We start from the raw sequence: 25562 nt of genomic DNA on the forward strand, positions 1-25562 counted from the left end.
AAATTGCCATACATTTTAATTTAATAACCTCATGATGTTCTTCCTTTTAATTTGGTACCGCTGATTAATTTCATATTTAGCTGAACGCAAGCGCACGAGCAATCATTAACCTATTGAAAAACAATAGATATTATTAGAAACAATATGACTTATGAAAACAATTAATTGTACATTAAATGTTCATGGTGGTTAAATGTATGCATAGGGTGGTTTTACGAGGAAATAATCATGACTAAATCAGTGTCTTTTGGTGAAACTTCAAAAAGAAATGAAGGTATGGTAAAGAACATCGTTTATCTGGATTTCGATGGAACAATAACTGGTGTACATGGCAGAGAAGTGATTAGTTCCCCCCTATGTGAAGCTTTGAGTAATAAAGAGACTTTTGATGAAAGGATGCATTATAAAAATGAGTATGATGCATCCGACAATAAGGTTAAAATAACAGAAAATGCCAAGAAATTTCTACAAGATGTCAATAAATTACATCCACAGGTAAAAATTGTAATAATCAGCCGTAATCATGAAAATTATATTAAAGCTCTTTTAGAATTCGAAAATATTGATCATCGAAATATTACTATTTATCCTCGTGGCGTAGGAAATAAAATAGGACCAGGGGAAGATAAGTACAATGCAGTGGTATCACACGAAAAAAAACCTGAATGTTTACCAGGATTTCGTTTGATTTGTGATGATGATGAGATAGATGGAAAGGAGATGTATAATGGGCTTAAAGATACTGGACGTTCCCAACTTGTAAAATATCATTCTGAAAAACCAGGTCAATTTAAATGGAGTGAATATTTTAAAGAAATATTAACTAATTGCGATATTGCTGTGAAAGAATACCTGAACGGGAAAATAGGATCACGCTTCCATCTTTTTACAGCAAAGGTAGATGAAAAAATAGGTGACCAATCTTTTAAAGATAGATACAGTCAAGTAAAAGGAGATATATTAAAACGCGCAATAATTAATAATTTAAAAAATGATATAGAAAAAATTGATAATTTAGATGATTTAAAAGACTTTATAAAGAAATTTAAAGAAAGCTCCGAATATATGACCCTTAGCAAAGCTCAAGGATTATTTAGTAAAGTAACCGGGATAAAAACTGATTCGCAACGGGCAGTAGAAGATATTTTTAGTAAGGCACTCAAAGATTTACAATCACCTAAGCTTGCAATGAAGTAGTTCAAATTTGATCGGACAGTTGCTATTTAGGAGGTGACTGCCAGATCAAACTCAATTTAAACTTTTGAATTTGACGCGGACTGTAGCAGTACAGGTTGTTTTCATAGCCATGACCCTTTTCTACCAGTAATGTTTAATAACTGTGTTATGTTTGTCTTGATGGCGGTGGCATTTTCTTGGTTGATTTATTGAAAGCTTATGTTATTAACCATTAAGTTTCATTTCTTTAGCAAGATTTCTAATTGTTTGGCTCCAAGTGGTTAAGCTCATCAGTACATCGGCTTATATAGGCTCTTTTTTCGGTTTTATTGAAAATGGGTTTGGAGTAGTGTAAGTATTTTCTTGCGGAGTTATTCCTCCTTCAGTGAAGTCTTTTTCTTTTTTGGGTAACGCTAAATTAGGTTTCATAAAAATTTCACTTTCAATTCTTCTCAAACCAGTTTTCATCCGCTCATTTTCAGGATCCTTTTTTAGGTCAAGCGCTAACTGCATACGGATTTCTGATAATGAACCTTTATAAAAACGCCCATTACCACAAGATAGACAAGCATCTTCTTTTGAGTTGGGCGGGATAAAAAACGGTTTACCGCTCTTAGCTATCTTTTCTAAGTCTTCATAAGCAATAAAAGTATTATTACCGATGGCTGCAAGATTCATAAGTCTTTTGCTTTCTTTCTCTTCTTCCTCTTCAGAGCGAGGTGCTTCTTTGTATCTATCTAATATCTTTAACCGACGTAAATTTTCTTCAGAAATTTCGGAGTCAGATATTGGTTTTTCTGTTTGTTCATTCGTCATTTTATGGTTCTGTGCGGGATCAATTTGGTACTGTGTACACCTTTGTCGCATTTGATCGATAGCAGCCCATTCAGCCGGGGTTCGTAGTATGGGTAAGTCTCCATGTCCTTCTTGTTGAGCTTTCTGAAGGTCATCAAGGAATTCGCGAAGAGTCTTTGCGTCTTTTTCGGCTGAGAGTGCTGTGCTGTCGGCAGGCTTTCTTCGTACTCGTTGTTCACAAGCATGTAACATATTACTGAATTCTCGGATATAATCATCTACAGTACTTCTGATAAATTTATCTTCCTGTACTTTATCTTCTTCTAATTTTTTCTTAGCTTGCTCTTCTTCTCTGGACATTGTGATTACCATAAATTCCTTGAAAATCAATTCACTGTGGAATTGAAAATAAATTTATCTTATAAAATTAATGATAGTATATTTCTCTGGAGAGTTGTCGAAAATTTAACATAAAACAGGCTTGTTATAAGAGTTCTGGCCGCACCTTATAGTGAGTTTTAGCGATATGATCAGATGCCTGTATCAGGACTGCTCTTTCTGGATCTTGTTATGCCTTAGTCAATCGATATCAATTTTGTCATCAATTCTTTCAAGGGAATGCTTGGTCTTCCATGTCTTTGAAATGATGATGTAAAGCTTGCTTTATCACAAGCTCTCATCAATCGGTAACAGCACAATGATCCATAAATAAAAAATAATAGGCGTGCTATCGAAAACGCCTCTAATAAGTGTTTTTTAGATTCAAAATTCATATAATTTTTAAAACAAAAATTCTTGAGCTTTAGATAGGCATGATCTTTGTCTGCTAGTGCGTGATGTTTTTTTATTTGTTGTAACCAATTTAGCAAGGAAAAAAATGGATGCGAAATCACTATTTCACCCAAATCAATGATTGTGATATCTTGCGATACATCATCTATGAGCGTGTTGTTGTCATTAAAATCAGGTTGGACAATCGTTTGTTTGATGGAATAGCCAGATAATTTTTTACATAAATTAAAAACCTTCGGGCACAATGCTTCCAAGTTGCCAATTTCTATTTCTGATAGTCCATCTGCTATTAATACGTCTTTTTGAGACAGCAATTGCATATATAAATCTGGTAATTTATCCAGGCGCCAGTCAGGAACACCAATATCAAGAAAAACATCCACATGATCTGCAACAGCCAACTGAATTAATGTAAATTGATTAACAGCTTTGTGAAGCAATACCATATCGAATTTCTTTTTTAGAATTTCTCTCAAAGATTGGCCTGCATCCTTCATTAAAAAACAATTTAATTCAGCATTGTGTGCGATAACCTTTGGAACAGAAGCATGAAATTGATTTCGTAACGTTTGGATAATGGCTGCTTCCAGTGCAAGCCGTTCTGGCGTATGTTTCAAATAAATGTAACCATCAGATGTTGCAAAACGAGCAACATAAGACCAAGGTGTATCTTGCACAGTTTCTGGCAGATTGCTTTTTAGTTTATAACCATGCGATGAAAGGAATTGGCAACCCCATTGGATAATTTCTTTATTCAGATGAATTGCCATAAATAACCTTTTATCTGATTCTAACTTTCTATGTTCTCTAGCAGAACATTTATTTTTACCAATAATCGAAATATTCTTCTGTTGATTTCCAACAGGAAAGATCTGTTTTATTTAAAGAATCTGGAATAATTGCCAGCCATACATAATTAGAAAATTGTATCATTAGCAGTAAAGCAAGTAACCGCTTCATTTGATTCTCCTTATTAAACATGTAATTATCTGCATCTTTTTTAACGATGGTTATGAAACAATGCGTGTATTGAAAGGGATTCTTTTTACATTTTGTGGGATTATATTTTGCTTTAACTCTCATGCTGCTCTGGAGCATGAGAAGCTGGTTAATTATATTTCTCTAGGTGAATTCCCCAGGGAAACAGCAGAAATTGCTTTAAAGAAAATGCCGCCTTTAGACACGCTTTCAGTACATTATGATCTGCAATTATATAAAATTAATTATAAAACCCAGGCACCAGATGGAAGCTTGACTATTGCCTCAGGATTAGTTGCAATGCCAACTCATCCTGTGGGGCAAGTGGGAATTGTTAGCTATCAACACGGCACCCGATTCGAACGCAATGATGTACCTTCCAGAAATAATGAAAAAAACTATATATACCTTGCTGCCTATGGCAATAGTGCAGGTTACATGACGGTGATGCCTGATTATCTTGGTTTGGGCGATAATGAATTAACACTTCATCCTTATGTTCAGGCAGAAACTCTTGCCAGCAGTAGCATTGATATGTTGCTTGCCGCTAAGGAGTTAGCCAACAGGCTACATTACCCAATCAGTGATAAGTTGTATCTGGCAGGCTATTCAGAAGGCGGATTCTCAACGATTGTTATGTTTGAAATGCTTGCAAAAGAGTATCCTGATTTACCTGTCACTGCGGTTGCCCCAGGTTCAGCTCCTTATGGTTGGGAAGAAACCATGCATTTTGTGATGTTGGAACCAGGACCTAGAGCTACAGCCTATCTGGCTTATTTTTTTTATGCACTGCAAACTTATAAGAATTATTGGTCTAATTTTGATGAAATTTTTGTTCCACCATACAATACGCTTATTCCAGAATTGATGGACGGATATCATACTGTTGCCGAAATTCTTCAAGCCTTGCCACAAAATCCCCTACTTATTTTTCAACCTGATTTCTCTAATGGAATTATTAGTAAGACAGATCGAAATACCGAGGTTTTAAAAATTAATTTCAACCACTACGACTTTATACCCACAGCCCCTTTGTTATTGGTAGGTACTAAAGGCGATCGTGATGTACCTTATGCTGGAGCTGAAATGGCTTATCATTCTTTTAGAAAATATAGTGATTTTGTGTGGATTAAATCCGTCAGTGACACATTGGATCATGTCCAGGCTCATCCTTTTGTACTTAAAGAACAGGTGGATTTTTTTAAACAATTTGAGTATCAAGAAGCGGTGAGTCAATAAGATCACTTAGCGAAACTCAGCAAACATAGCCTTGATGTAGCAGTCAAGCTAAATGAAAATGGTTTAAGAATGATCTTAGGCAGCCAGCTATGGAGCCAGGATGCTCCTGTTGTACGGTTAGTGATTGATCCATAGTTGCGTCATAAATTCGCTTATAACTTAATGCCGCAAAAACTCCATTGAGTTGGTTGGCAATTTTTAGCGCATCTATTAAATCAGTTTCGTCATGCAGATCTAACCAACGAGTAATACATTGCCGTTGCAATGTTTCATATATTTTATCGGTTTGTTTTATTTGATAAAAGTAAGTCATGTTCCACAAGCAACTATTCAGAGAAAAAAACGGATGGCTGATAACGGTTTCTCCCCAGTCAATGATGCTTATGGTTCCTGTCTTTTGATTAAGAACCATGTTATTTTCATGAAAATCGCAATGATTAATCGTTTCTGGAATTTGGTATTTGGAGAGTGACTCACATAAATTAAAGCAAATTTCATATGCTCTGTTTAGGAGGATAATTTCATTTTTTGATAGACCATCACTTAATAAAAGTTCTTCTTGTTCTAACAGCTGGTAATATAATGATGAAAATTTTTCAAGCCGCCAATCAGGGATACCCAATTTTATGAGTTGTGGGAGTTTATTCTCTACTATTCGTTGAATTTTCGTATAATTAAGGATACCTGCCTTAAGCATTTCCAAATCAATTTTTTCTTTAAACAGATTCCGTAAAGTGTCATCGCCACAAGACAGCATCAAAAAGCAATGTAAATGCTTGTTTTTCGCAATTATTGTTGGGATATGGCGGCATCGTTGTTCATAAAGACAGGTTATTGTTTGGGGTTCCAGATACAACATTTCCGGTGTTTGCTTCAGATAATAAACATTGCTTTCGGAAGAGGTGATTCTATGTACTGTTGAATAAGCGGTTTCAATAATTTTCTGTTGATCAATGATTTTAAATTCATCGTTTAATGCCAGATGCTCAAGAGCCCATTTTAAGGCGAGCTGATTTTTTATTTGCTTTTGATTCACAGTTGGCTCGTAACTAACAGTCTTTAATATGAATTTAATGGATATAATAGTTTAAGTCCAAGCACCCTGCCTGTCTTGTTTTTTGGGTATGAATATTAATTCTGGTGCAAACACAGATTTCTTACTCTCTTCGCTAATATCGGGTGCTCTTGCTACACTATAAGTAAGCATCATCAATGTGGGCATGGGCGGTGCATGTGGAGTTAGGACATGACGAGATTAATCAGCATTTTATTTTATCTATTTATAATTCCAAACGTGATGGCCTATACCCCTCAATTTAACAAATCAGAGCAGCTTAAGAAACTGACTCCATTGCAATATCAGGTAACCCAAAATGGGGCAACGGAAAAATCATTTGATAATGCTTACTGGAACAATAAAGAGGAAGGTATTTATGTTGATATAGTATCAGGAGAACCTTTGTTTAGTTCTAATGATAAATACGATTCAGGAACGGGTTGGCCCAGTTTTACAAAGCCAATCGATACATCCTATTTGGTTTTCCATACTGACAGAAGCTATTTTTTTATTGTGCGTACTGAAGTTCGCTCTAAATACGCTAACTCTCATTTAGGCCATGTCTTTAAAGACGGCCCAGAACCAACCGGGTTGCGATATTGCATGAATTCAGCTGCCTTGAAATTTATTCCAAAAAATGAAATGGAAAAAGCCGGGTACGGAGAGTATCTTTATCTGTTCAATAAAAAATAAGCTGCCCTTGTTTTTTCAGCAAGTTAGCCTATGGAACTCATTGAGCTCAAATCAATGTTAGAGCTTAAATGGGCTGAACTTGCCGTATGTTCCTCAAATTATAGCTTGGCTGAAGGGAACGTGCTTAATGATCCAAGTTTAGTATCAATTAAATCAATGAGATCATGTGTTAATTGGTTGGCTCTTTGATTTTTATTGAGTAAAGTCCATTTCTTCTCGGCCAAATGTCTGGATTCAGTGCGGTAATAATCTGAGAACAAACCATTACCTACGTTCTCTTGCCGAATGCGTAAAAGAGCATATTTTTGAATCAACGGATGATCAATTTTCGCTTCATTCTGACAAAAATCACGAAATGAAATAAACATCTTATCCTGATAATTTTCTATGTAGTCTTTCTGTATCATGTCAAAGAGAGAAGAATGTCCAGTATCAAGTTTCGAATCTTCCTGAAGGGAACGTAATACTCTTGTCAGCATCTCGTTGTATTGTGCCGGACTTGCTTTTTGCAGAGAATTTTTTCCTTCAACTAAATCCGTTTCATTCAACTCAACAGAATTCATCAAGAATTGAATGCATTCCATCGCTTCTTCGTAATAAATGGTGGTGCCATAACTGGAGCATGCCAGTCGGAATGCTTGTACAGTCGGTTGAGCTCCCATCCTGTATAAGCGTAAAGCCAAATCTTCATGTCCTAGCCGCAATAAAAATTCAGCCGGTCGCATCGCTTCGAATTCAAAATTGTCTTGATTGTTGATAATCAATAATTCTTCATCGTGAGGGGTTTTATTTTCAATATAACTAATGAAGTCATGCAGTAAGTGGATAATTTCAGGATCACCTAAACTGGCTGCTATCAAACTTTTGAGAGGGTTATTGCCAGATTTGGGGTGTATTAAATTGAGGTAAGGAGATTGATCTATGGCGGTAAAATCGACTCCCTTAATCATTAACTCTCTAAACAAGGCAACCATTTGAGGAGAAGAAAAATTTAATTCATTGGTAGCAATGATATTTGCCAGGGTTGTCGTCAATTCAATGTCTTTATTTCCAGGATTTAGGTAACCATATTCTCGTTTGGTTGTGACAGTTGTCCAATGGGGAGGAGTACGTTCATCGCCTTCAATTATCGTGTGGCTTTTCACCTTGATTCTTTGATTTAAATAGTCGCGGCTGTGACTGCGAATGCAGGATATGAGCAGGTGATATTTCTCATCCCTGTCCACTGGGACATTTAACAGGTCCAACAATTCGCTATCTTTAATGATTAATGGAGCGTCTACCAATATTTGAGGTGAGTTGGCTTTATTATCATGATGAAAAAAACTTGGAATCTTTTCTCCCATTTTATTATTTCGCATAGTTAGGAACCTATTTAAAAAAGTTTAAAAGCGATAGCTAATGCAACAAAAGCTTCGAACCCATGTTTTGTTTGTAATAATCAATAGATCCTTTTTACTCCTATTTTAGCCATGATGATTTCATCTTGATTAGATTGTTTATATAAGTCAAGAAGATTTTCATGCTATCTGATTAAAAATTGGGGTCTTCCAATCCCCTAAATTGATTCGTCAACCCCTTGAAATACTTGGCAAGCAAGAGTTTCTTATTCCGTTGAAAATAAAACTAAGGCAATCAGTGCGAAAACCATCCCCAATCCTTGTTTTAAACTTAATTCTTGTTTGAGAAAAATCATGCAGAATATTAAAGTAATCATGGGATACATAGAGGTGACCAAAACTACCGGCATGGTGGGACCATTGCGTAATGCCAAAATAAAAAAAATACAAGCAATCCCGTTAGCCAAGCCATTTAGCAAACCATAAGTGCTCCCTTTAACAGAAAGCTCAGGTTTAAAACCCAATAAAATCAAAGCAATAATCCCAGAAATTAAAACCCCTATACTTGAATAAAAAGTGATGGAAAGGGGATTAATAAAATTAGCAGCTCTTGTCCCCCAATATCCCCAGGCACCATAAAGAAATAATGCAGCCAAAGAAGGAAAGTACCAAGTACTAAAATTCATAATTTTATCTTATCAAGCAATTTGTTTGAGGTTTGTTCAGGATAACTGTTCATTAGTGAAAATAATACTGTTTATTACTAAATTTTACTTATTATCATAATGAGCTGTGGTTTACAAAAACGCTAATTACCAAAGTAGTTTATTTTTCTGAATAAATAATAACCAAAAAATCCATGACTGGACATTTATGGATTGAAAGAGGAGTCTTGTTCAGATTTTACAGAAAAATAGTCTTCAATTAGTCTGAGTTCCCCTAATTTAGAAATTTTTATTTCTTCTTCTGCATGAGTTTCACTGTGATCAATACAATCGTGGAGCAAACCGGCAATATGTGATACCAAACGATGGGAGGACATGATGGAAAGGTGGCCGTGGCGATCTAAAATGTGTAGTGATTCAGGGTATTTATCGACGTATTCTTTAATATATCCTGATTCTCCTGGTACGATCGCATCTTCCTTTGCAATAAAAAAATGGTAGGCGCTAATGGAGTGTTCTACTATCTCTTGTTTAAGTTGTGCAAGAAATTCACTATCAATTTCCATTTCTCTAACGGAATCAGAAAACCATGATAATGGTTGTACAGCAAGGTAAGAGCCATTAAATGGAGTCCCCACTGTAATTATCAGCGGGACTTCAATGCAGGCTTCTTTAGCTAAAAACTCTGCAAAATAAGAAGCAACCAGCCCACCTCTGGAGTGTGCTATTAAAATGATTCGTTGATGATGATTGGCCTTTATTTTGTTTTTGAGTTGTTCAGCAAAAAATTTGATACTTTTTCCCTGGTAACGTTGATCAAAGCCCAGTAAATTCAGAGAGCAAATTTCATCAGGAAGTCCAGTCGTAATCAAGCGTTCAGCAACACGCTTAAATGCCGCAGGCTGATCGGCTGTACCATGGATAAAATAGAGCGCTGTCCCTGTATTATTATCTGGTTCATTTTTGTAATTAGGATTTTGATAGGATTGATCACCAGCAGGAGAAGTTAACCAATAATAAGTATGAGCAAATATCCCCGTGGTGGAGATGGGTTGTTTGGCTTTTGCAGTATTGAGAGCGCGCTTCAACATGGTTTAATTCCTTTTTTATTGTGGAGCGTTGGATTCCGAAAGTCGGATACTGTCAATAATTTCTCATCAATATAGCGTAACATGGGACAATTTTAAACCATGTTTTAAAGAGTTATCAGAGTCACTTATTCAATGAATTGGGATTCAGTTAAAAATTCATTCCTATTCTCTATTGATTTGTTTTCATCGTTGTATTCCCAGTAAGGAGCAAAGATTTTAATAAAAAAGCAGGCGTATCTTTTAAAGACCAAAAGATGTTTTATAAGAATTTTCAAATGGTTCCGCCAGGAGATGAGAAATGGCATGTCTATTTAGACTTCTGTCTCTTCTGTATTTTAAACTAACTTCGGGTTTTTCCAGGGATTGACTGAGGGATTTTTTTAAATCATTGTTAAATTTCTCAAACAGGGATTTATCACTTGCCAATAAACCTTTTATTTGGAGTTCTAAAGCTAAGGCAAACCATGGAGTAGTGTGGGGAATGATTGCCTCTATAATTTTTTTCAGTCTTTCTTTGTCAGCGCTGTTGTCTTTTTTAATTTGAGAAATGATTACTGCAAAATCGGAATGCCTTTCGAGTGTGGCATTAGAAATGATTATTTCAAATTGCCTGGGGGATAATATTTTGGCAGCCATTTTACAATAAGGCTCTTGGGTGTTTCTAAAAATATCCCAAAACTTGTTGTCTTCTATGGAATTTTTTAATTGAGATTCTGATAAATTTTCTAGAACAATTTTTAGGCGGTTTTTTCTGTTCTCTATGAAAGATTTATGATTTATTGTCTTGGACTCGATCATCCAAAGGTGCTTCAGTATATCCTTATAATCGGGTGAAGAGGCTTTTTCTACAATCATTTTAATTCTGTGATCTGGTAAACTGTTTAAATCATTAATTATTTTTTTCTCATGGATGATGTACGTTGTTGCATTCAGTTCACGCAGGAATGCATCAAACGCTTCATCAGTCCAATCTTCTTTTCCTACAGGTATGTTAGTATATATTGGTTTGGAGATAGCGGTTACAGAAGACCATTTTGAAAGGGGCGGTTTACTGTGGGTTGTATTGGATGGGAGGGCAGGTAGGGACTGGTAACGTTTTATATGTGTTTGAGTATTCATAACAATATAGTGTTCAGCTAATTTCGCAAGTTCAATCTTAAAAGAAGCGGAATGAGGTAAATGAGCAATCTGAGCGATTAGGGCTATTTTAATTTTTGTAGTGGCATAAGGCATAACAGAAACAAGTTTACCTAACAAATAAGCGCTTGGTTTCAGTTTTTTTATCATTAAATTCAGAATGTCATGTCTTTTGCTATTTGAAGCAAACAATGCCAATTGTTTCCGATGTAGTGTGTTAGCTGCGGCTTCAATATAAGAATCTTTATTTAAAAGGTTCAAAAAATCAGGTGAATCAAAAGATGCTTTTAACTGTTCTTCTGAAAGGGCTTCTAGCATAAATGCAAATTTATTTTTTCTATTTTCCCTTTTTGAAGGTTCAAATTCAAAACCATTAAAATAACGCCATAAATAATCCAGATCGCTTGAGCCAAACTTCTCTTTTTCTTTAATTGGACTGAGTCTAGTGACAAATAATTTAATGTCTTTATAAGTCATCTGGTCCAGTCTATTCCAAAATTCATGTTTTAATAATTCTGAGTTTTTCATTATCTCAATTAATTTTTCAATATATTTTTCCTCTACTGTAGATAAGTTCTTATCCTCCTTTTTCGGGATAGCTATTGCCTCGTCTTGTGCTATGAGTTCATTGATTTTTGCCATAAAAGCCATAAGTTCTTCAGAATTGTTGAAATCATGGGCTTCAACTGCTTTAAATGGTTTTGTTTCTGATTTCTCTTCAGATTTTGTGAAAAAAACATTCTGCGTATGCGTAGTATTGGGTTTGATAGTTGGCTTCGTGTGGGTCGAAATAGACGGTTCTTCAGACATTTTTTCTAATAATGATTTTTTGGGAGTTATTTCTTGTATCTTCTGAGCCGCTTTTGTTAATCTTCTTCTGACTGTAATGATGTCAATTGGACCTGTAAGGCCAGTTTTCGTTCTATTAAATACAAAATCAAAAAGGTTTTTTCGGGAAATCGGACTAGTGAGCAAACCAGCAATCGCTCTAAAACAAAATAATGAAAAGGTGAAGATAAACCTTACGCTGCCAACAAAGTCAATAGTAATAGTGCCAAATTGAGGCTGACGAACTCTTAAACGGCTATCGTCAAATTGAGCGGTCTGGGTTCTTTTTTTTTGATTTGAGGAGTGCTGGCTAGACAGTTTTAAAAAATGTTTCATTATATTAACTAATATCCGTATGGTTAAATGTAATGTAAAAGTAATGGCTTATTCTATTAACTAAACCATCCTGAGAATTCGTTAATAGAATTGACCTCGTACACAACATGTATATTGATAGATTAATACTAAAACATCAAGCAAACCTCTCAATGGCCTATTTTAAAGGGCTATTTTAAAGGTAATATGGTCTTTTTTTGTCTAAAAAGCAATCTCAAGCCAATTACTTAATGGTGATTATTTTTTAGGTTTTTTTTGTGATTTTGGCTTGCTATGTTCACCAATGGTTGTTCCAGGATGTTTTTTTGCGAACTCTTTGGTGACGTATCGGCCGGTTCCTGCGCTTCTATATTTTGTCATTTTAAACTCCATTTTTATATATGCCGATTGAAGTATAGCAAATACAGTTAGCAAGAGTAGTTTTGGTGAAAAGAGACTGTTCTACTTGCTCATCCCATACTTGTATGTAAACTAAAATCCTTATTGGATATAAGGGATTAGACATGGTCAGATTTTTCAAAGGCAGGGAAATTAAATTCAAAGACTTACCAGAGGAATATTACAAAAAACTGTGTAATGCTCTAAAAGCCACTATGTCAGTTTGTATCGCCAGCACTTCTGCATTAGTTATTAATGAACTAAGCGCAAAAATTCATAAAGATAGAATGACTCAATATGAGGAAAATAGCTCTGTTGCTATTCATGGTATCGGTGAGATAAGAGTTTTCCTGCTCAGGATATTTAAGCATCTTGAGAATAACAAGATTGATTTTCTGGATGGGAGGGCGGCAATAAAAAATACAATGTCAAAGGGGATGGCAGGAAATTGTGAACACCAGGCTTTTTATCTTGCTGCATTACTGAGACAACAAAATATCCCTGCGCTTATTTATGATATTGAAGACATTAATCATACTGTAGTTATCACTGAAAATTATCTCCTTGATCCATGGATAGGTGAGATTTTTGTGCTTGCCGATACGGATCTCAAGCAGTTTTACGGATCGCCACTGAATATGAAAGCCTCATGGCTAAATCGATTATTAAGTAATAAAAAATTCAGTTATCCTGATGAACTCACTCTTCAAACATTAAAAGAATATTTTGTACAACAAGAAGACCAATACAAAATCGGACTTAACATTTTAGATAATAAAATGGATATGGAGCATCAAATGTCTTGCGAACTACCTTATTAAAAAAGCATTGCCGCCTGAGCACACCTGTCAAAATAGAAATGTCGGGCGTTGTGCCCGACTTAATCTTGTTGGAAATGCAAGTTGGGTTTGATGTCAGTGCCCATTAGAAGGAGCATGCTCGCCTTCATTTTCCTGCTCAGGTTCATGGCCTTGATCCTGTGGTACCAGGAGTATGTTAAAAAATAATAATGTCATTTGTTGTTGGTTATTATTATTCATAGGTGGTATCAAGGAAAACATCAGGAGTGGGAGAGGAATTGGCATTGCATTATCCTGTTGTTGACCAGGATTATTTCCATGTTGTGCAAAGAACAGCGGTTGATAAAAAAAGAGATGGGGGTTTTGCCCTGCGTGAGCAAATTCATCCTGTAGTACCTCTCGTGCCCAGTTTTCAGTTAACTCTCTCTTAACAGAATCACTAAATTGCTTGGGTTCAGTTTTATCAGGATCAATTGCAAAAAACTCTATTACCTGTTCTTTGGTTATGGGCTGATTGGTTAACTTATCCTCTTCAAAAAGGGACTTGTTACTCGAATGATCAATTAATGATTTGGCAGGGATTGGCCAGTATTTCTCCGCGTGGGTAGTTGGATCGCTGGGGAGATGTTCCAATCCTGATGAAATTGCTTTAACGCTGAATTTATTATCACCAATCCGAACCAGGTAAACGATCGTGTTTTCATCCAGCACAGTATCTTCTTGCATAATAGGATCAAAATAAGTTGGCATAATAATAGTCCTTTAGCTGTTATTTAATCTCAATAGTAACTTATAGGATCAAATTGACTTTTGCAATACTTTTAATCCATTATTTGATCACATGCGAATAACAAGTGCTTTAAACCAGGAGAAAAAATTATGTGTAAAACGAATATTTTTGAAAGATTATTTATTATTTTCTGAGTATCGAAAATATGGATTAATCGAGTTTCCTGGAAACCTGTTGATTCAGGTAAGAGCTGACAGTTCACCTATGTCAATTGCATTCAGCACATTTGAGTGACAAATATTAATCTTTTAGCAATTCTATTGACATCAATTGCCCCTCAGACAAAGGTTTTCCCTGTGTTCCAGCACAAGAATCTATGGTTAAATTTTTTCCTGCTGTTGCAATACAATAATACATGTATCCTGTTTTATCTACCATCAGTATGGGTACTTTTTCTTTAGAGTTTTTTTCAGGGTTTTTAAATTTTATGCGTATTTGCAAATTTTGTAAGCTGTGTATTTTCTCTGCCTCTGTTTCAACACATGGGACATAGTTTCTAAGATCCGTGGTTTTGTCATAACATTCCTCCAATACCTTAATAGCAGTATTCATAACTTGATTAGCCATTAAAAATTTATGGGGGAAAATAATCAAATAAAAAGTAAAGATTAATCTTAATATCATTATAATTAACTTCCAAGAGACCCATATAAGTTAATTATAATGCAATATTTATAAAATGTTTGTCATTTTACCTTGGCTTGCTAATTATAGGTTTTATAGATGTTTAAAATTACCATGAATACGTTCATTAATGGTATTTATTAGTCATTCAAAAATAGTACAAGATTGGGCGGGTTTATTTTTCATCATAATGGATTTTTATTGGGTATTTTGTGGCTGACCAAGATTATGCCATCAGCTCCAAAGTAGAAGATCGATTGGCAACGTGTACTGATCTTATGACCTATGAAATTAACCAATTATCAGCTGAATTTATTTCAGGAAATCATGGCTGGCTTTTTGATAGGTATTCAAAAAATTATCCTGGACAACGACGGCTTTGTTATTGACAGCTTGAATTGTTTCTGGCTTGTTAAGCAGACCCGTTTTAAATTTCCAACCTTTGGGAAGTTGAAGTTTATTACCTAGTTGCGTGAGGGCATCCATTGTTTGCGGATATTTTTGAACACTATAGGATTGCATTACAAAAACTTGCCCAGTGGGGTCAATCAATTCAAAGACAGGTTTTCCCTCTTGATAGATCCATGTTGTTTTACGGTCTACTTCGTGGGATTGATATGGTTTGTTTTTAAATAAATCTATTAAACTAAGACGCAAGATACCTGCTTCCCTCATGGGAATTCCACTGATTGTTTTGATGGCAGGATTTATCAAAGAAGTGTTTTTAAATCCATCAATTACCCAGTATCGAGGACCATTAAGATGAACAAAAGAAGATCCAGTTTCCTTTTTTACTGCAGAAATAGAAACTTTACTCCATAATTGCTCCGGGCAATCATTTAATCCCCAAGTATTATAAACAGCATAACTAGAGATGGTTTTTGATAGGATGATTTCACAATATCGTTTGCCACGCATATTGGATGTCTCAGCGCCATAGGATAGCAAGGGAACAAAAAATAAAATGAATAAAAATAAAGAAATCCCCATAAAAAAGGGATGAGAAAATTTTAGATTACGCACGACTATCTCCTTGTCATTATTTATATCTATTTACACTTTAATTTATAACTCATTGAAAGAAAAAATATTTTTGATTGAAATTCATTCTTCAATATTTTAAATGGTAATTGAATTAAAAAATTAAATTCATTAACTCTTTCAAGAATTTATCTCTTAAGCTATCAAGCTTTGCAAGTTGTTTTGCCGCTTGTTCTTTTTGCCCTGTCTGAATTAACTGAATTATTATATTTCCCAACTTATGTTCCTTGTGATGCAAATCACACACTATTTTAAATCGTTTTTTTTCTTTGATTGTTTGTTGATTTTCAAAAAGCCATTGTTCTATTAGACATACTTCAAGTGATAATTCAGGTTTCGGAGATTGATTATTCTCTAAATAAAGTCTGATTGATTGAAAGGTAAGATAGTGTTTTATGGAGATTTCGACTAATTTATTTAATACGGTTTGCGAAAACGGGCTTTCCCCCCATTCTGGACCAAGTTTCCAATTTTTTATCCATGGAATTAATTTCTTGGGAGGCATGGGTTTGGCAATAGCGTGTCCCTGGATTAGATTGCAACCAAACAAGCTTAATAATTTCCCATGAGCTACTGTTTCGACCCCTTCTGCAACCAAGACACGCCCAATGACCCTGCAAAACTCAATCATTATTTTCAGGATTGCCAAATCTTTAGGATTATCAAAAATATTGATGATAAAACTTTGATCAATTTTAACTTCAACGGTACTGAATTCTTTAAGAAAGGTTAAAGAGGCATAACCTGTCCCAAAATCATCCAGAGAAAAATTAATTCCTTTAGTTTTGCACTCGGCTATTATCCGGGAAACTAGCGCCAAATCTTCAATAGCTTCTGTTTCGAGAATTTCAAGCATGATTAGATGATGCGGAACACTTGGGTATTGTGCCAATGTATCAAGCAGTTTTTTGACAAAAATGGGGTTCTGCAATTGGTAAGCACTCACATTAATATTGATGGGTATTTTTATGTTGTATGCCATTAATTTTTCAATTTGCTGCAATACCTGATGCAGAACCCAATCACCAAGCTGTAGAGAAATAGGGTGATTATTAAGATCAGATAAAAATTGTTTGGGAAGTAAGAGGCCCTTTTCTGGATGCTGCCAGCGCAGCAATGCTTCCAAACCTGCTACTTTAGCTGTCTTTAATTCCACGATAGGCTGGTAATAAATTTTCAGTTCATCTAATTGCATCGCTTTAGAGACAGATTCAATGCGTTTATTAAATTCTATAATTCGCTCTTCAACATGTGGATCAAAAAACTCAAAAATATTAACACCATTGATTTGAGCTTTATGGCGGGCAATTTCTGATTGTTGTAGCAAGTCCTCGGCACTGAATGCGCTATTTTTATAATATGCGGTTAATCCAATGATCGTTTGCAAAATAATAGTTTGGTGATCAATGTAATAAGGACAAGCGAGTTTTTCTATCATTCTTTGTGCAATGGAAGCCATCACTTCAATTCTGCTTTTGATAAAGTAAACAACAATAAACTCACCTAAACCAATGCGTGAGTAAAACATTTTTTTAGGTGAGGTTCGATCAATACGGTTAACTACTTCCAATATGATTTTATCGCGAATATTGGGAGGAAAATCCAGCAGAGAGTTTTTGCTATTTGAGTCAAATACTCTAATATTAAAAACGATGAGTTCTTTGTTTTCTTCAGACAATCCGCTGATAAGCATCTGAAGTCTTTGGGTGAGTAAAAATTTATTTGGTAAACCTGTTAAATAGTCATAATATTTGAAATTCTCAATTTGTTGTTCTTGTTTTTTTATTAGTGTTAAATCATGGTAATAACCAATGTAGTTTATTACATCCCCGACAGAATTTTTGACAGCTGAGATGGCTAAAAAGACAGGAAATAACCTTTTGTTTTTCTTTTTAGCCCAAAGCTCACCACTCCACTGTCCTTTTTCAGCCAATATCTTCCAAAGTTCCTTGTAAAATTTCTCATTTTGCTTTCTTGAATGCAAAATGGCAGGTTTTTGGCCTATGACTTCCTGTTCTGTATATCCGGACATTTTCATAAAAGCGTTATTCGCTTCAAGAATGGCGCCTTCCGGATCGGTGATAATAATGCCTTCAAAAGCTGAACTGATACCCTTACTTGAAATAGTTAAAAGTTTTTCCTTTAATTTGAGTTCTGTAACATCAAAGAGAGAAATAATCCATACCAGACGATTTTCCCAGACACTTTTCCTGACATTCATATGTGCTGTTAAAACTTCATTATTGGATTTTAAAATTTCAACTTCCTGTGTTTCATCTGCAGCCATAGGATATAAGAAATTAGAACCAATGAGTTCTGTACGGATGACGCCAAATAATTGAATTACATAATCATTCGCATAAAGAATCTGACCTTCATTATTAATCACCAACACTCCTATAGCCATTTTTTCAACTAATTGATACCAGAAGTTTTGAGTGTTTACAGGGTGGTTTGAAATCACGATATCACCTAATCCATTTCCAGAGCAGCGATAACTTTTTGTGTATCGGATAAATCACCGATGATTCGACGTTCAGGCAAAGGCTCTTTTTTAATTAATATCGGAGTTGCGAGAATTTTTTCTTCTTCTGCTATCCCCTTGTTTTTACATAGATCCACCACATCAACATCGCACAAATCAGCAAGCTTGGGGTGTGAGCATATTGATTGCAAATTAATAATGGCACGTTTTGATATGGCACTATTGCCAATCACAAACAGTTTTAGCTTAATTCGAGTCATTCAATTACTCTCTTAGCAATTTATTCGATTCCATTCGTGTAATAATCTCTTGCTCTTGGGCAAGCAATTTATTTTTTTTAGACATTAATGCATTCCGTTTAGCCAGATAACCTATTTCCTGAATTTTTTGCTGGGCAAGCAGTTCCTCTTCAAGAACTTGTATTTCACGTTCAATGCGTTTAATTTCCTGTTTTCTCAGATGGTGTTCTTGTTTTTCTCTCAATATACAGGCTGATTTTTGCGAGCCAAATACCATTTGGTTATCACCAATATAAGGTTCTTCAATGCGAATTCCCTTATCAGTTACATAAAATTCCTTGATTTGATTGGATGTTTTTATGCCACGTGCTTTGGCGATGTGGATTAATCGATTGAACTCCCCATTGCTTTGCATGTTCGTTAAGCGAATCCAGATTTCTGTTAAGCTGGATAAACCAAGCTCACTTTTTTCTTCAAAATAATCAGGTATTAATTCAGTAAAAAGTAGGGTTTTATTGTGAGATTTCATATAAGAGACGAAACGTATGAACAATCTCTTAACTTCTATTTGACTCCCTAAATCCAAAAGCGAAGAAAGAGGGTCCAATATGAGGACATCAAATTGCTTTTGTTCTGTTAAATTAATGATTGATATAATATGATCTTCCAGCCCCATTTCTACAGAGCGTCTGGAGTTGATTTGTAACTTTTTTTGAGTGATGCATTTCATTAAATCAATGTTAATGGATTTGGCATGGTGAATTAAATCACCAGGGGTTTCTTCAAATGAAATGAACAATACTTTCTTTCCTTGTCGAACGGCTGATTGGGCGAAACTTGCTGCAAAAAGGGTTTTTGCGGTTCCAGAACGTCCAGTGATTATTCCCTGAGCTCCAATCGGATATCCCTTGTCACCCAACATTTTATCCAAGGATTTTATGCCGGTACTTAGATATTCACCCGAAGCTATTGTATCTAATTTTGTATTGGTTATAGGAAGTAATGAAATGCCATTATGAGTAATAGAAAAGGGATATTCATTAGTGCCATGAGATGAACCACGGTTTTTAATGATTCGCAAATAGCGCGTCATCAGGTCGTTCTTAACTTTTTGTTTCAGTTCAATAGCACAATCGACAACATATTCGTCATAGAGGTCTGTTTGTAAAATCGTTTGGGTTTCAGCAATTGTTGTGAGAACGGTAAGTTTTTTTTGCCGCGCCCACTGAAACAATCTTAAAAGCTCATAGTTGGGATCATAGTTTTTAATACCTAAAAGAATGGACTGAAGTGAATCGATAATTAAGGTATCGGCTTTGATTTTCTGTTGCGCCTGTTCTATACGAAGTAAAAGGGCATTGATATCGAATTCTCCAGCCACTTCATCTATCAATATAGGTGTAAAATCAAGAATTAACAGCTTACCCTCTTGCAAAAATTTCTTACTTTCAATGTTGAATCCATCCATGTGAGAAATAATTTGCTCTGGCGACTCTTCGCAGGTGACATAAATGACGCTGTTGTTTGACTTGAGTTGTTCGTAGGTAAAAAAAAGGGTGAAAATTGTTTTTCCTGTGCCAGGACTACCTTTGAGGAGAGTTGGTTTGTTCTTCAAATAGCCGCCATTTAAAATATCGTTTAATCCCTTAATTCCTGTGTTTACTTTATTAATATTCACATTTTTGTCCTCAAAGGAATTCGTATCTTCCAATAGGCCATTTAAGTCGCGATTGAGATACTGACTATTAAATTATAGTACAACTTGTTATCTAAACTGAGCTCTCTTACTTAATATTAAATCGAGTCTTTACATGATTGATTTGGCATCTCTTTGCTATCTAAGAACATCTCATTTGTGGATAGCTTTGGTCTTCCCTTGCATTACCATCTTCAAGAATCAATTGTTTTGATGTGATTTAAGGATGAAAAACCAATTGTAAAAAATTGACAATTTTTATATAACTTATCGTTAAATAAGAAAATTGGAGAATTGGCCAGCAACGGTTAATGGTCGTCCTACAGGATTCCAAACTTAAGACCTTCCCAGGTTGTCATTGGTTATCCCTCGCCAAATGCTAATGCTCACCGGTTACTCCGACAACTACAATCAAACGGGCCATTCAATGCCTTAACACGGCGATTGCAAGCAATACCAGTTGCGGTGCTTACACTCCGCCAAGAGCTTATGGGAATATCGGTGGTGTATTTAACTGGGAAGTGACTTATGATAAAAACACAGGACTTATGAAAAACTCCAAGGTCGAGGCAAAAAATGTTTTTAATGAGGGAGTTTAGATAAACTAAATGACCGAATTAAAAACATTTTTTAACGATGAGATTGGGGTTTTTCGTAAGTCCTGAAACAATCAATTCAAATTTGCGAGATAATTGAAAAATTGTGTTATTGATGGTGTTTGTAAGTAATCCAATTGGCCAAGTCAGGCTTGAGAGCCTGACACTTAATTAGAGAGTTTGGTGCAGATTCTTTCCATATCTCGATCACGCAAGTGTTTATCTTGAGGAAATTTGTAATTGGTAACCAGACTTTCTTTAGAAATTTCAAATACTTTTCCATCAGCTAAATTAGTATTTAAAGCTTCTCCACCAAACAGGGTAATGCGTTTTCCATCAAAACGAGAATTAAAGTATTTTTTCCAAAACACATCTGAGCCTGGTTGAATCATCATATGAATGCCTTTGTCCATTTTAAGGGCATATTTAATGGCTCTTGAGGCAAGTTCACTTCCTAATCCATGTCCTCTGGCATTATTGTCAACATAAAGCTGGTCTATTTCTAACAAATTTCTGCTTTCTAACCTGTCCGATGAGGCGAGTTGAACATAGCCATGAATCTCTCCTGTTGATTTATGCCTTGCTGATATCTGTATATTACCGTTTTGCATGGTCGAGATTTCAAATTTATAAATGGCCATATTTTGCCCCCATAAAAGGTCATATAATCTCCATTTAGTATAACATATAATCTACTTTGCGGATTTCTATTAGTTGAGTACGGACAAGTAGTTATTCAGAATTGTCAATCGCACTGAGAGTCTGAGATGCTATGTCTTCTATGATATCACTGTCAAAATAGTTTGTTAAAATGACAACAGTCAATTGCCGATCTGGAAAATAATAGTACTGGCCTTGATATCCTGAACTTGCTCCATTATGGGACCAGGCTATCTCCCCATCAGTTTCTTCACGTCCTATTCCAAAACCATAATCATCTGGAAAGGTAAGCATCATTTTTAAATAACTTGGAGACAAAAGTATTTTATCTTTTAACAATGCCCGAATAAAGAGATTAATATCTTCAGCTGTACTAATTATTCCGCCATCAGCTAGGCCGAAACCATCATCATAGTCTGTTACGTCAACCACTTTACCATCTTCCAGGGTATAGCCATGTGTTGACAAATAATGATGGTCATCATCAAATTCTTGTTTTTCTATATAAGTATTTTTGAGATGAAGAGGTTTCAGGATGTATTCCTTAATTGATTCAGCATAGGATTCTCCTGTCAAGTTTTCAATAATTAATTGCAGTAGCAAATAATTAGTATTACTGTACTCATAATCTGTTCCCGGCTTAAAGTTAGGTTTTTGATCGTAGACTAATTTAATGCATTCCTCGGGTGTCCATTCCTTGTCTACCATAGTATCAATGAGATCACTGTATGAAGCATAATCCGTATAATTAGGAATGCCGCTACGCATTTGCAGTAATTGTTGAACTGTTACCTCATCTCCATTCGGTGTGCGTTCAATATCTATACTATCTGGTAATAAATCCGCAATATTATCATCAAGATTTAACTGTTTATCTGCAACCAGTTTTAAGACAGTTACAGCCAAAAAGGTTTTACTCATGCTTGCAAGACGAAAACTGTCCATAATATTCATTGGAGTTTTATTGTCCTTATCGGCAAACCCTGCCGCGACAGAAATTGTGCCTATGTCTGGACTTGATATCAGTAATACAGCTCCGGGAGTTAATGAGTCTGCGAGATTGTTTTTTAATATGGTGTGTAATTGCTTGGTTAGGGAAGGGCTTGTAAAAGCAAATGGACAATTATTAAAGACAATAAAAATGAAAAAAACATAAATCAATTTCCAATTGCACGCATAACAGCTCATTGCTACTCCAATATGGCAAGGGATTTCTCACCCAACAATTGAGCGATATCTTAATTCTAGCTGATTTCAGGACAATTTCTTTACTTCCTGTGTAACACATAGAGTGTTCTTCCAAGTTCAAGATGAATCGAGGCATACAAAAGGCTATGTCTTGATTTTTATTTGTGTCTTCGTCATAGTGCGAAACCCAAGTTAACCAATGGCCGCAAGATATAACAAGAATTTTTTACATAACCTCTCGTTTACTTTATCTCAAGGAGTATGAATACATGGTCAACAAGATTTGCCTGAGTTTCGCACTATTAATTAGCGTACCTTCGATTTTATTGGCAGAAGACAAGCTGATTTTTGCTGTGGATATTATTCGTCATGGTGACAGAACGCCGATTGTTGCTTTGCCTACTGTAAATTACCAATGGCAAGAGGGGCTTGGCCAGCTTACGGCAGAAGGTATGCAACAAGAATACAAAATGGGTGTGGCATTTCGCAAAAAATATATTGAAGAGTCACCTTTGTTACCTGAGCACTATGAATACGGAACCATCTATGTCCGCTCTACGGATTATGCACGTACTTTGATGAGCGCCCAGTCATTGTTAATGGGGCTATATCCACCTGGAACTGGACCGACAAATCCTGCAGGGACTTCCGCTTTACCTCATGCTTTTCAGCCTATTCCCGTATTTAGCGCACCGTCCAAATACGACGAGGTTATCATTCAGCAGGTAGATCGTAAGGAACGTGAAAAGCTAATGGAGCAATATGTTTTTTCTACCAGTGAGTGGCAACAAAAAAATAATGAATTGAAAGCGAAATACCCATTATGGAGCCGTCTGACTGGTATTAATATTGATAATCTGGAGGATCTGGAAACAGTTGGTCATACCTTATATATTCATCAAATCCATAATGCTCCTATGCCGGAAGGATTAACTCCTGGCGATATTGAAACGATTATCAATTCCGCTGAGTGGGCTTTTATGGCGCAGGAGAAACCTCAACAAATAGCGAGTGTCTATAGTTCAAAGCTGATGGATAACATAGCAAATTATCTTAATTCCGGAAGCTTGCAAAAATCTAAACTGAAATATGTTTTACTTTCTGCCCATGATACTACAATAGCCAGTGTATTGAGCTTTTTAGGCGCTCCTTTGGAGAAATCCCCACCTTATGCTTCAAATGTTAATTTTTCTCTCTATGATAATGGAGCAAATTATTACACAGTAAAAATTACCTATAATGGTAATCCGGTACTTATTCCTGCTTGTGGTGGCTCAGTATGTGAGTTACAACAGCTTATAAATTTGGTACATGATTCTAAAAATTCAGTGTAATTACTCATCTTAGCGGTATCTGGCCGGAGTGAGTCTAACGGCCTTAAACTATTTGTTGTTACAAGGGGGCTACAGCAACTGGTTTGAGGCAATTCGCGATATAGCCCATTTTTCTTAAGTTAAGATTATCTTAATGTTTTTGTTTTATAATTAATCACTGTTTGAAAAAAATATCACTAAATTGGGAATAGTTATGTCTAAATTAAGAGCACTGGAAAAAGAAGCGAATGAATTGGCTCTCATTCTTGATCAGGCCCTGTTGAGTCAGTCAACAGAAGTTAAAAGGAGAGCATTATCTCAATTTGAAAATTCAGAATTAATGCAAAACAAAGATCAATTGCGGGTTTTTATTGACCCAGAGCACCCTATTGTGAGCTTAATTATACTTGCTACAAAGACCTTACCTGAAAAAATAGAAAATCTGCAAAAAAAGGTGCGTTTGCTCGAGATCCAATTGACTGCTGAAAATGAGGAAACCCTTGATGAATCCATTTCTGATTCTGAAAGTGTTGATTACGATAAAGATATCGAAGAAGAGAATGTTGTTCCTGTTACTGTGACTCATCAAGAGCATGTTAGTGAGCCTGACACAAGATCTGTGGCTATTGCACGATTGAGAGAAGCGTTGAAACCTTATATCAATTCTACTCAAGAAAGAACATATGAACATTATTATGGAATGGCTGGAACTTTGTTCAGTTTTTTTGGAGCGGCAGGTTACAGTAAGACGGACAAACTAAACACCATCACCAAATTATTTCAAAATCTTGAAACGGAAGGCGCTGAGCCACTCAATGATACGGATAGAGATATACTAACTACCGGAGTCCTTGGTGCTACCCTGAAGCCGTGGTTGGAGGATGAGCATATTGGTGGTGAATTGAAAGATTTGCTATCAATAAAAACCGATAAAGTAAATACAATTTAAAAACTCATATTTGATCAGGAGCTTTCCTGTTCATTCGATGTCGGATCAACGATCCGACATCTTAGGCAAAATTCCTGACATATAAAAATCTCTTAACGAGATTTGATTTTAAAGTGTATCTTTTTATCTGGGCTTTTAAATTATTGATTTTAGATCAAATAGTTAAGCCTATTTAAGGGTAAGAACAGACTGCTCAAGGCTATGTTCTTGATTGTCCTCGGAAAATGCTTTGGAGTTTGCATTTCGTGCAAAATGTAATGCTAAATATCCACCTACTAAAGGTATCAAGTAGCTCAAAAGTCCTATGGAATTATATACCATAGTGTATAAACCAGTTTCAACTTCACATGCGTCAACTGTACCGCCCCATCGAGGAGGCTCTCCCCAATAGTATTTATAGCAATCTGTCCTAAACGCATCTGGGTTCTTATCTAAACCTACTTCTCTGGGAAACCATTCAAAAAAAGTGCCCATAATTTCCAATCTCCTGAATATATTAATACTTATTATTGCTTGATGCTTCATACACACAACCAGCCATCCCATTTCCATATGAAAATAAGCACTCACCGCGCTGATAAAAATCAGTCTGTCATAAATAGTTGCTGGAGGAGCCATCAGCATATACCGAAACAAATGTTAGAGCAATATTAATAAAAACGTTAAATAGACAGGG

24 protein-coding genes and 1 pseudogene are annotated in these 25562 nt (G+C 35.6%); 7 read left to right on the forward strand and 18 right to left on the reverse strand.

Annotation, left to right across the window (positions count from 1 at the left end; translation table 11 throughout):
- The first annotated feature begins 228 nt into the window (after positions 1–228).
- Positions 229–1197 carry a hypothetical protein gene (locus OQJ02_RS05160; RefSeq protein WP_265718174.1) on the forward strand — a complete coding sequence of 323 codons (969 nt, stop codon included), beginning with the start codon at positions 229–231 and terminating at the stop codon, positions 1195–1197.
- 282 nt (positions 1198–1479) lie between these two features.
- Here the strand turns inward: OQJ02_RS05160 and OQJ02_RS05165 are convergent, their stop codons facing one another.
- The 3 genes from OQJ02_RS05165 to OQJ02_RS05175 all read right to left on the reverse strand — a co-directional run bounded on the left by OQJ02_RS05165 (position 1480) and on the right by OQJ02_RS05175 (position 3723).
- A complete protein-coding gene (locus tag OQJ02_RS05165) occupies positions 1480–2331 on the reverse strand; it encodes a hypothetical protein (protein WP_265718175.1) in 852 nt (283 codons plus the stop codon).
- A 215-nt stretch (positions 2332–2546) separates the two neighbouring features.
- Entirely contained in the window at positions 2547–3533 is a 987-nt protein-coding gene (locus OQJ02_RS05170) for an aminoglycoside phosphotransferase family protein (protein WP_265718176.1), read from the reverse strand.
- 55 nt (positions 3534–3588) lie between these two features.
- Positions 3589–3723 carry a hypothetical protein gene (locus OQJ02_RS05175; RefSeq protein ID WP_265718177.1) on the reverse strand — a complete coding sequence of 45 codons (135 nt, stop codon included), beginning with the start codon at positions 3721–3723 and terminating at the stop codon, positions 3589–3591.
- A 60-nt stretch (positions 3724–3783) separates the two neighbouring features.
- On the opposite strand from OQJ02_RS05175, the gene OQJ02_RS05180 reads away from it, so the two are divergent.
- Positions 3784–4980, forward strand: a complete 1197-nt coding sequence (locus tag OQJ02_RS05180; protein WP_265718178.1) for an alpha/beta hydrolase family protein — start codon at positions 3784–3786, stop codon at positions 4978–4980.
- A 43-nt stretch (positions 4981–5023) separates the two neighbouring features.
- Here OQJ02_RS05180 and OQJ02_RS05185 read toward each other — a convergent pair whose 3' ends face one another.
- Positions 5024–6016, reverse strand: coding sequence for a phosphotransferase (locus OQJ02_RS05185; RefSeq protein ID WP_265718179.1), 993 nt, complete (start codon positions 6014–6016; stop codon positions 5024–5026).
- A gap of 261 nt (positions 6017–6277) precedes the next feature.
- Between OQJ02_RS05185 and msrB the strand changes: the two genes are divergently transcribed.
- Positions 6278–6730: a peptide-methionine (R)-S-oxide reductase MsrB gene (gene msrB, locus OQJ02_RS05190; RefSeq protein ID WP_272927836.1), complete on the forward strand. Its 453-nt coding sequence runs from the start codon at positions 6278–6280 to the stop codon at positions 6728–6730.
- A 98-nt stretch (positions 6731–6828) separates the two neighbouring features.
- Here msrB and OQJ02_RS05195 read toward each other — a convergent pair whose 3' ends face one another.
- The 5 genes from OQJ02_RS05195 to OQJ02_RS05215 all read right to left on the reverse strand — a co-directional run bounded on the left by OQJ02_RS05195 (position 6829) and on the right by OQJ02_RS05215 (position 12487).
- The gene (locus tag OQJ02_RS05195; protein WP_265718181.1) at positions 6829–8091 is read right to left on the reverse strand and encodes a hypothetical protein; all 1263 of its coding nucleotides are present in this window, start codon (positions 8089–8091) and stop codon (positions 6829–6831) included.
- 245 nt (positions 8092–8336) lie between these two features.
- The gene (locus OQJ02_RS05200) at positions 8337–8756 is read right to left on the reverse strand and encodes an EamA family transporter (RefSeq protein ID WP_265718182.1); all 420 of its coding nucleotides are present in this window, start codon (positions 8754–8756) and stop codon (positions 8337–8339) included.
- A 185-nt stretch (positions 8757–8941) separates the two neighbouring features.
- On the reverse strand, positions 8942–9826 hold the full coding sequence (locus OQJ02_RS05205; protein ID WP_265718183.1) for an alpha/beta hydrolase: 885 nt from the start codon (positions 9824–9826) through the stop codon (positions 8942–8944).
- 240 nt (positions 9827–10066) lie between these two features.
- Positions 10067–12127: a hypothetical protein gene (locus OQJ02_RS05210; RefSeq protein WP_265718184.1), complete on the reverse strand. Its 2061-nt coding sequence runs from the start codon at positions 12125–12127 to the stop codon at positions 10067–10069.
- Between the two features lie 237 nt (positions 12128–12364).
- On the reverse strand, positions 12365–12487 hold the full coding sequence (locus OQJ02_RS05215; RefSeq protein ID WP_265718185.1) for a multidrug transporter: 123 nt from the start codon (positions 12485–12487) through the stop codon (positions 12365–12367).
- Positions 12488–12630: 143 nt separating this feature from the next.
- Here OQJ02_RS05215 and OQJ02_RS05220 point away from each other — a divergent pair, with 143 nt between their 5' ends.
- Positions 12631–13326: a hypothetical protein gene (locus OQJ02_RS05220; protein ID WP_265718186.1), complete on the forward strand. Its 696-nt coding sequence runs from the start codon at positions 12631–12633 to the stop codon at positions 13324–13326.
- 93 nt (positions 13327–13419) lie between these two features.
- Here OQJ02_RS05220 and OQJ02_RS05225 read toward each other — a convergent pair whose 3' ends face one another.
- The 6 genes from OQJ02_RS05225 to kaiC all read right to left on the reverse strand — a co-directional run bounded on the left by OQJ02_RS05225 (position 13420) and on the right by kaiC (position 20162).
- The gene (locus tag OQJ02_RS05225) at positions 13420–14055 is read right to left on the reverse strand and encodes a hypothetical protein (RefSeq protein ID WP_265718187.1); all 636 of its coding nucleotides are present in this window, start codon (positions 14053–14055) and stop codon (positions 13420–13422) included.
- A 280-nt stretch (positions 14056–14335) separates the two neighbouring features.
- On the reverse strand, positions 14336–14647 hold the full coding sequence (locus tag OQJ02_RS05230; RefSeq protein ID WP_265718188.1) for a hypothetical protein: 312 nt from the start codon (positions 14645–14647) through the stop codon (positions 14336–14338).
- Between the two features lie 384 nt (positions 14648–15031).
- The gene (locus OQJ02_RS05235; RefSeq protein ID WP_265718189.1) at positions 15032–15742 is read right to left on the reverse strand and encodes a hypothetical protein; all 711 of its coding nucleotides are present in this window, start codon (positions 15740–15742) and stop codon (positions 15032–15034) included.
- Between the two features lie 112 nt (positions 15743–15854).
- Entirely contained in the window at positions 15855–18224 is a 2370-nt protein-coding gene (locus OQJ02_RS05240; RefSeq protein ID WP_265718190.1) for a putative bifunctional diguanylate cyclase/phosphodiesterase, read from the reverse strand.
- Positions 18225–18232: 8 nt separating this feature from the next.
- Positions 18233–18505 (reverse strand): circadian clock KaiB family protein, encoded by a 273-nt coding sequence (locus OQJ02_RS05245; RefSeq protein WP_027227697.1) that lies wholly within the window; start codon positions 18503–18505, stop codon positions 18233–18235.
- A 4-nt stretch (positions 18506–18509) separates the two neighbouring features.
- Complete coding sequence (gene kaiC / locus OQJ02_RS05250; protein ID WP_265718191.1) at positions 18510–20162, reverse strand: circadian clock protein KaiC; 1653 nt, start codon at positions 20160–20162, stop codon at positions 18510–18512.
- 304 nt (positions 20163–20466) lie between these two features.
- Between kaiC and OQJ02_RS15415 the strand changes: the two are divergent.
- A pseudogene (locus tag OQJ02_RS15415) lies at positions 20467–20779 on the forward strand (hypothetical protein); the annotation flags it as partial.
- A 164-nt stretch (positions 20780–20943) separates the two neighbouring features.
- On the opposite strand, the gene OQJ02_RS05255 reads toward OQJ02_RS15415, so the two are convergent.
- Together OQJ02_RS05255 and OQJ02_RS05260 are read right to left on the reverse strand one after the other, a co-directional pair.
- The gene (locus OQJ02_RS05255) at positions 20944–21417 is read right to left on the reverse strand and encodes a GNAT family N-acetyltransferase (RefSeq protein ID WP_028378687.1); all 474 of its coding nucleotides are present in this window, start codon (positions 21415–21417) and stop codon (positions 20944–20946) included.
- A gap of 91 nt (positions 21418–21508) precedes the next feature.
- Positions 21509–22624, reverse strand: a complete 1116-nt coding sequence (locus OQJ02_RS05260; protein WP_265718192.1) for a serine hydrolase domain-containing protein — start codon at positions 22622–22624, stop codon at positions 21509–21511.
- A 269-nt stretch (positions 22625–22893) separates the two neighbouring features.
- On the opposite strand from OQJ02_RS05260, the gene OQJ02_RS05265 reads away from it, so the two are divergent.
- Together OQJ02_RS05265 and ceg19 are read left to right on the forward strand one after the other, a co-directional pair.
- Entirely contained in the window at positions 22894–23958 is a 1065-nt protein-coding gene (locus tag OQJ02_RS05265) for a histidine phosphatase family protein (RefSeq protein WP_265718193.1), read from the forward strand.
- Positions 23959–24115: 157 nt separating this feature from the next.
- The gene (ceg19, locus tag OQJ02_RS05270; RefSeq protein ID WP_265719797.1) at positions 24116–24886 is read left to right on the forward strand and encodes a Dot/Icm T4SS effector Ceg19; all 771 of its coding nucleotides are present in this window, start codon (positions 24116–24118) and stop codon (positions 24884–24886) included.
- 168 nt (positions 24887–25054) lie between these two features.
- On the opposite strand, the gene OQJ02_RS05275 is transcribed toward ceg19, so the two are convergent.
- The gene (locus tag OQJ02_RS05275; RefSeq protein WP_265718194.1) at positions 25055–25504 is read right to left on the reverse strand and encodes a hypothetical protein; all 450 of its coding nucleotides are present in this window, start codon (positions 25502–25504) and stop codon (positions 25055–25057) included.
- Positions 25505–25562 lie beyond the last annotated feature (58 nt).

Source organism: Legionella sp. PATHC032, from assembly GCF_026191185.1.
Classification (GTDB): domain Bacteria; phylum Pseudomonadota; class Gammaproteobacteria; order Legionellales; family Legionellaceae; genus Legionella.

Bases quoted from the DNA above. Each gene is read 5' to 3' on its own strand.
- OQJ02_RS05160 (WP_265718174.1), top strand. From the start codon at position 229: ATGACTAAATCAGTGTCTTTTGGTGAAACTTCAAAAAGAAATGAAGGT.
- OQJ02_RS05165 (WP_265718175.1), bottom strand. From the start codon at position 2,331: ATGTCCAGAGAAGAAGAGCAAGCTAAGAAAAAATTAGAAGAAGATAAA.
- OQJ02_RS05170 (WP_265718176.1), bottom strand. From the start codon at position 3,533: ATGGCAATTCATCTGAATAAAGAAATTATCCAATGGGGTTGCCAATTC.
- OQJ02_RS05175 (WP_265718177.1), bottom strand. From the start codon at position 3,723: ATGAAGCGGTTACTTGCTTTACTGCTAATGATACAATTTTCTAATTAT.
- OQJ02_RS05180 (WP_265718178.1), top strand. From the start codon at position 3,784: ATGCGTGTATTGAAAGGGATTCTTTTTACATTTTGTGGGATTATATTT.
- msrB (WP_272927836.1), top strand. From the start codon at position 6,278: ATGGCCTATACCCCTCAATTTAACAAATCAGAGCAGCTTAAGAAACTG.
- OQJ02_RS05195 (WP_265718181.1), bottom strand. From the start codon at position 8,091: ATGCGAAATAATAAAATGGGAGAAAAGATTCCAAGTTTTTTTCATCAT.
- OQJ02_RS05200 (WP_265718182.1), bottom strand. From the start codon at position 8,756: ATGAATTTTAGTACTTGGTACTTTCCTTCTTTGGCTGCATTATTTCTT.
- OQJ02_RS05205 (WP_265718183.1), bottom strand. From the start codon at position 9,826: ATGTTGAAGCGCGCTCTCAATACTGCAAAAGCCAAACAACCCATCTCC.
- OQJ02_RS05210 (WP_265718184.1), bottom strand. From the start codon at position 12,127: ATGAAACATTTTTTAAAACTGTCTAGCCAGCACTCCTCAAATCAAAAA.
- OQJ02_RS05215 (WP_265718185.1), bottom strand. From the start codon at position 12,487: ATGACAAAATATAGAAGCGCAGGAACCGGCCGATACGTCACCAAAGAG.
- OQJ02_RS05220 (WP_265718186.1), top strand. From the start codon at position 12,631: ATGGTCAGATTTTTCAAAGGCAGGGAAATTAAATTCAAAGACTTACCA.
- OQJ02_RS05225 (WP_265718187.1), bottom strand. From the start codon at position 14,055: ATGCCAACTTATTTTGATCCTATTATGCAAGAAGATACTGTGCTGGAT.
- OQJ02_RS05230 (WP_265718188.1), bottom strand. From the start codon at position 14,647: ATGAATACTGCTATTAAGGTATTGGAGGAATGTTATGACAAAACCACG.
- OQJ02_RS05245 (WP_027227697.1), bottom strand. From the start codon at position 18,505: ATGACTCGAATTAAGCTAAAACTGTTTGTGATTGGCAATAGTGCCATA.
- OQJ02_RS05255 (WP_028378687.1), bottom strand. From the start codon at position 21,417: ATGGCCATTTATAAATTTGAAATCTCGACCATGCAAAACGGTAATATA.
- OQJ02_RS05260 (WP_265718192.1), bottom strand. From the start codon at position 22,624: ATGAGCTGTTATGCGTGCAATTGGAAATTGATTTATGTTTTTTTCATT.
- OQJ02_RS05265 (WP_265718193.1), top strand. From the start codon at position 22,894: ATGGTCAACAAGATTTGCCTGAGTTTCGCACTATTAATTAGCGTACCT.
- OQJ02_RS05275 (WP_265718194.1), bottom strand. From the start codon at position 25,504: ATGGCTCCTCCAGCAACTATTTATGACAGACTGATTTTTATCAGCGCG.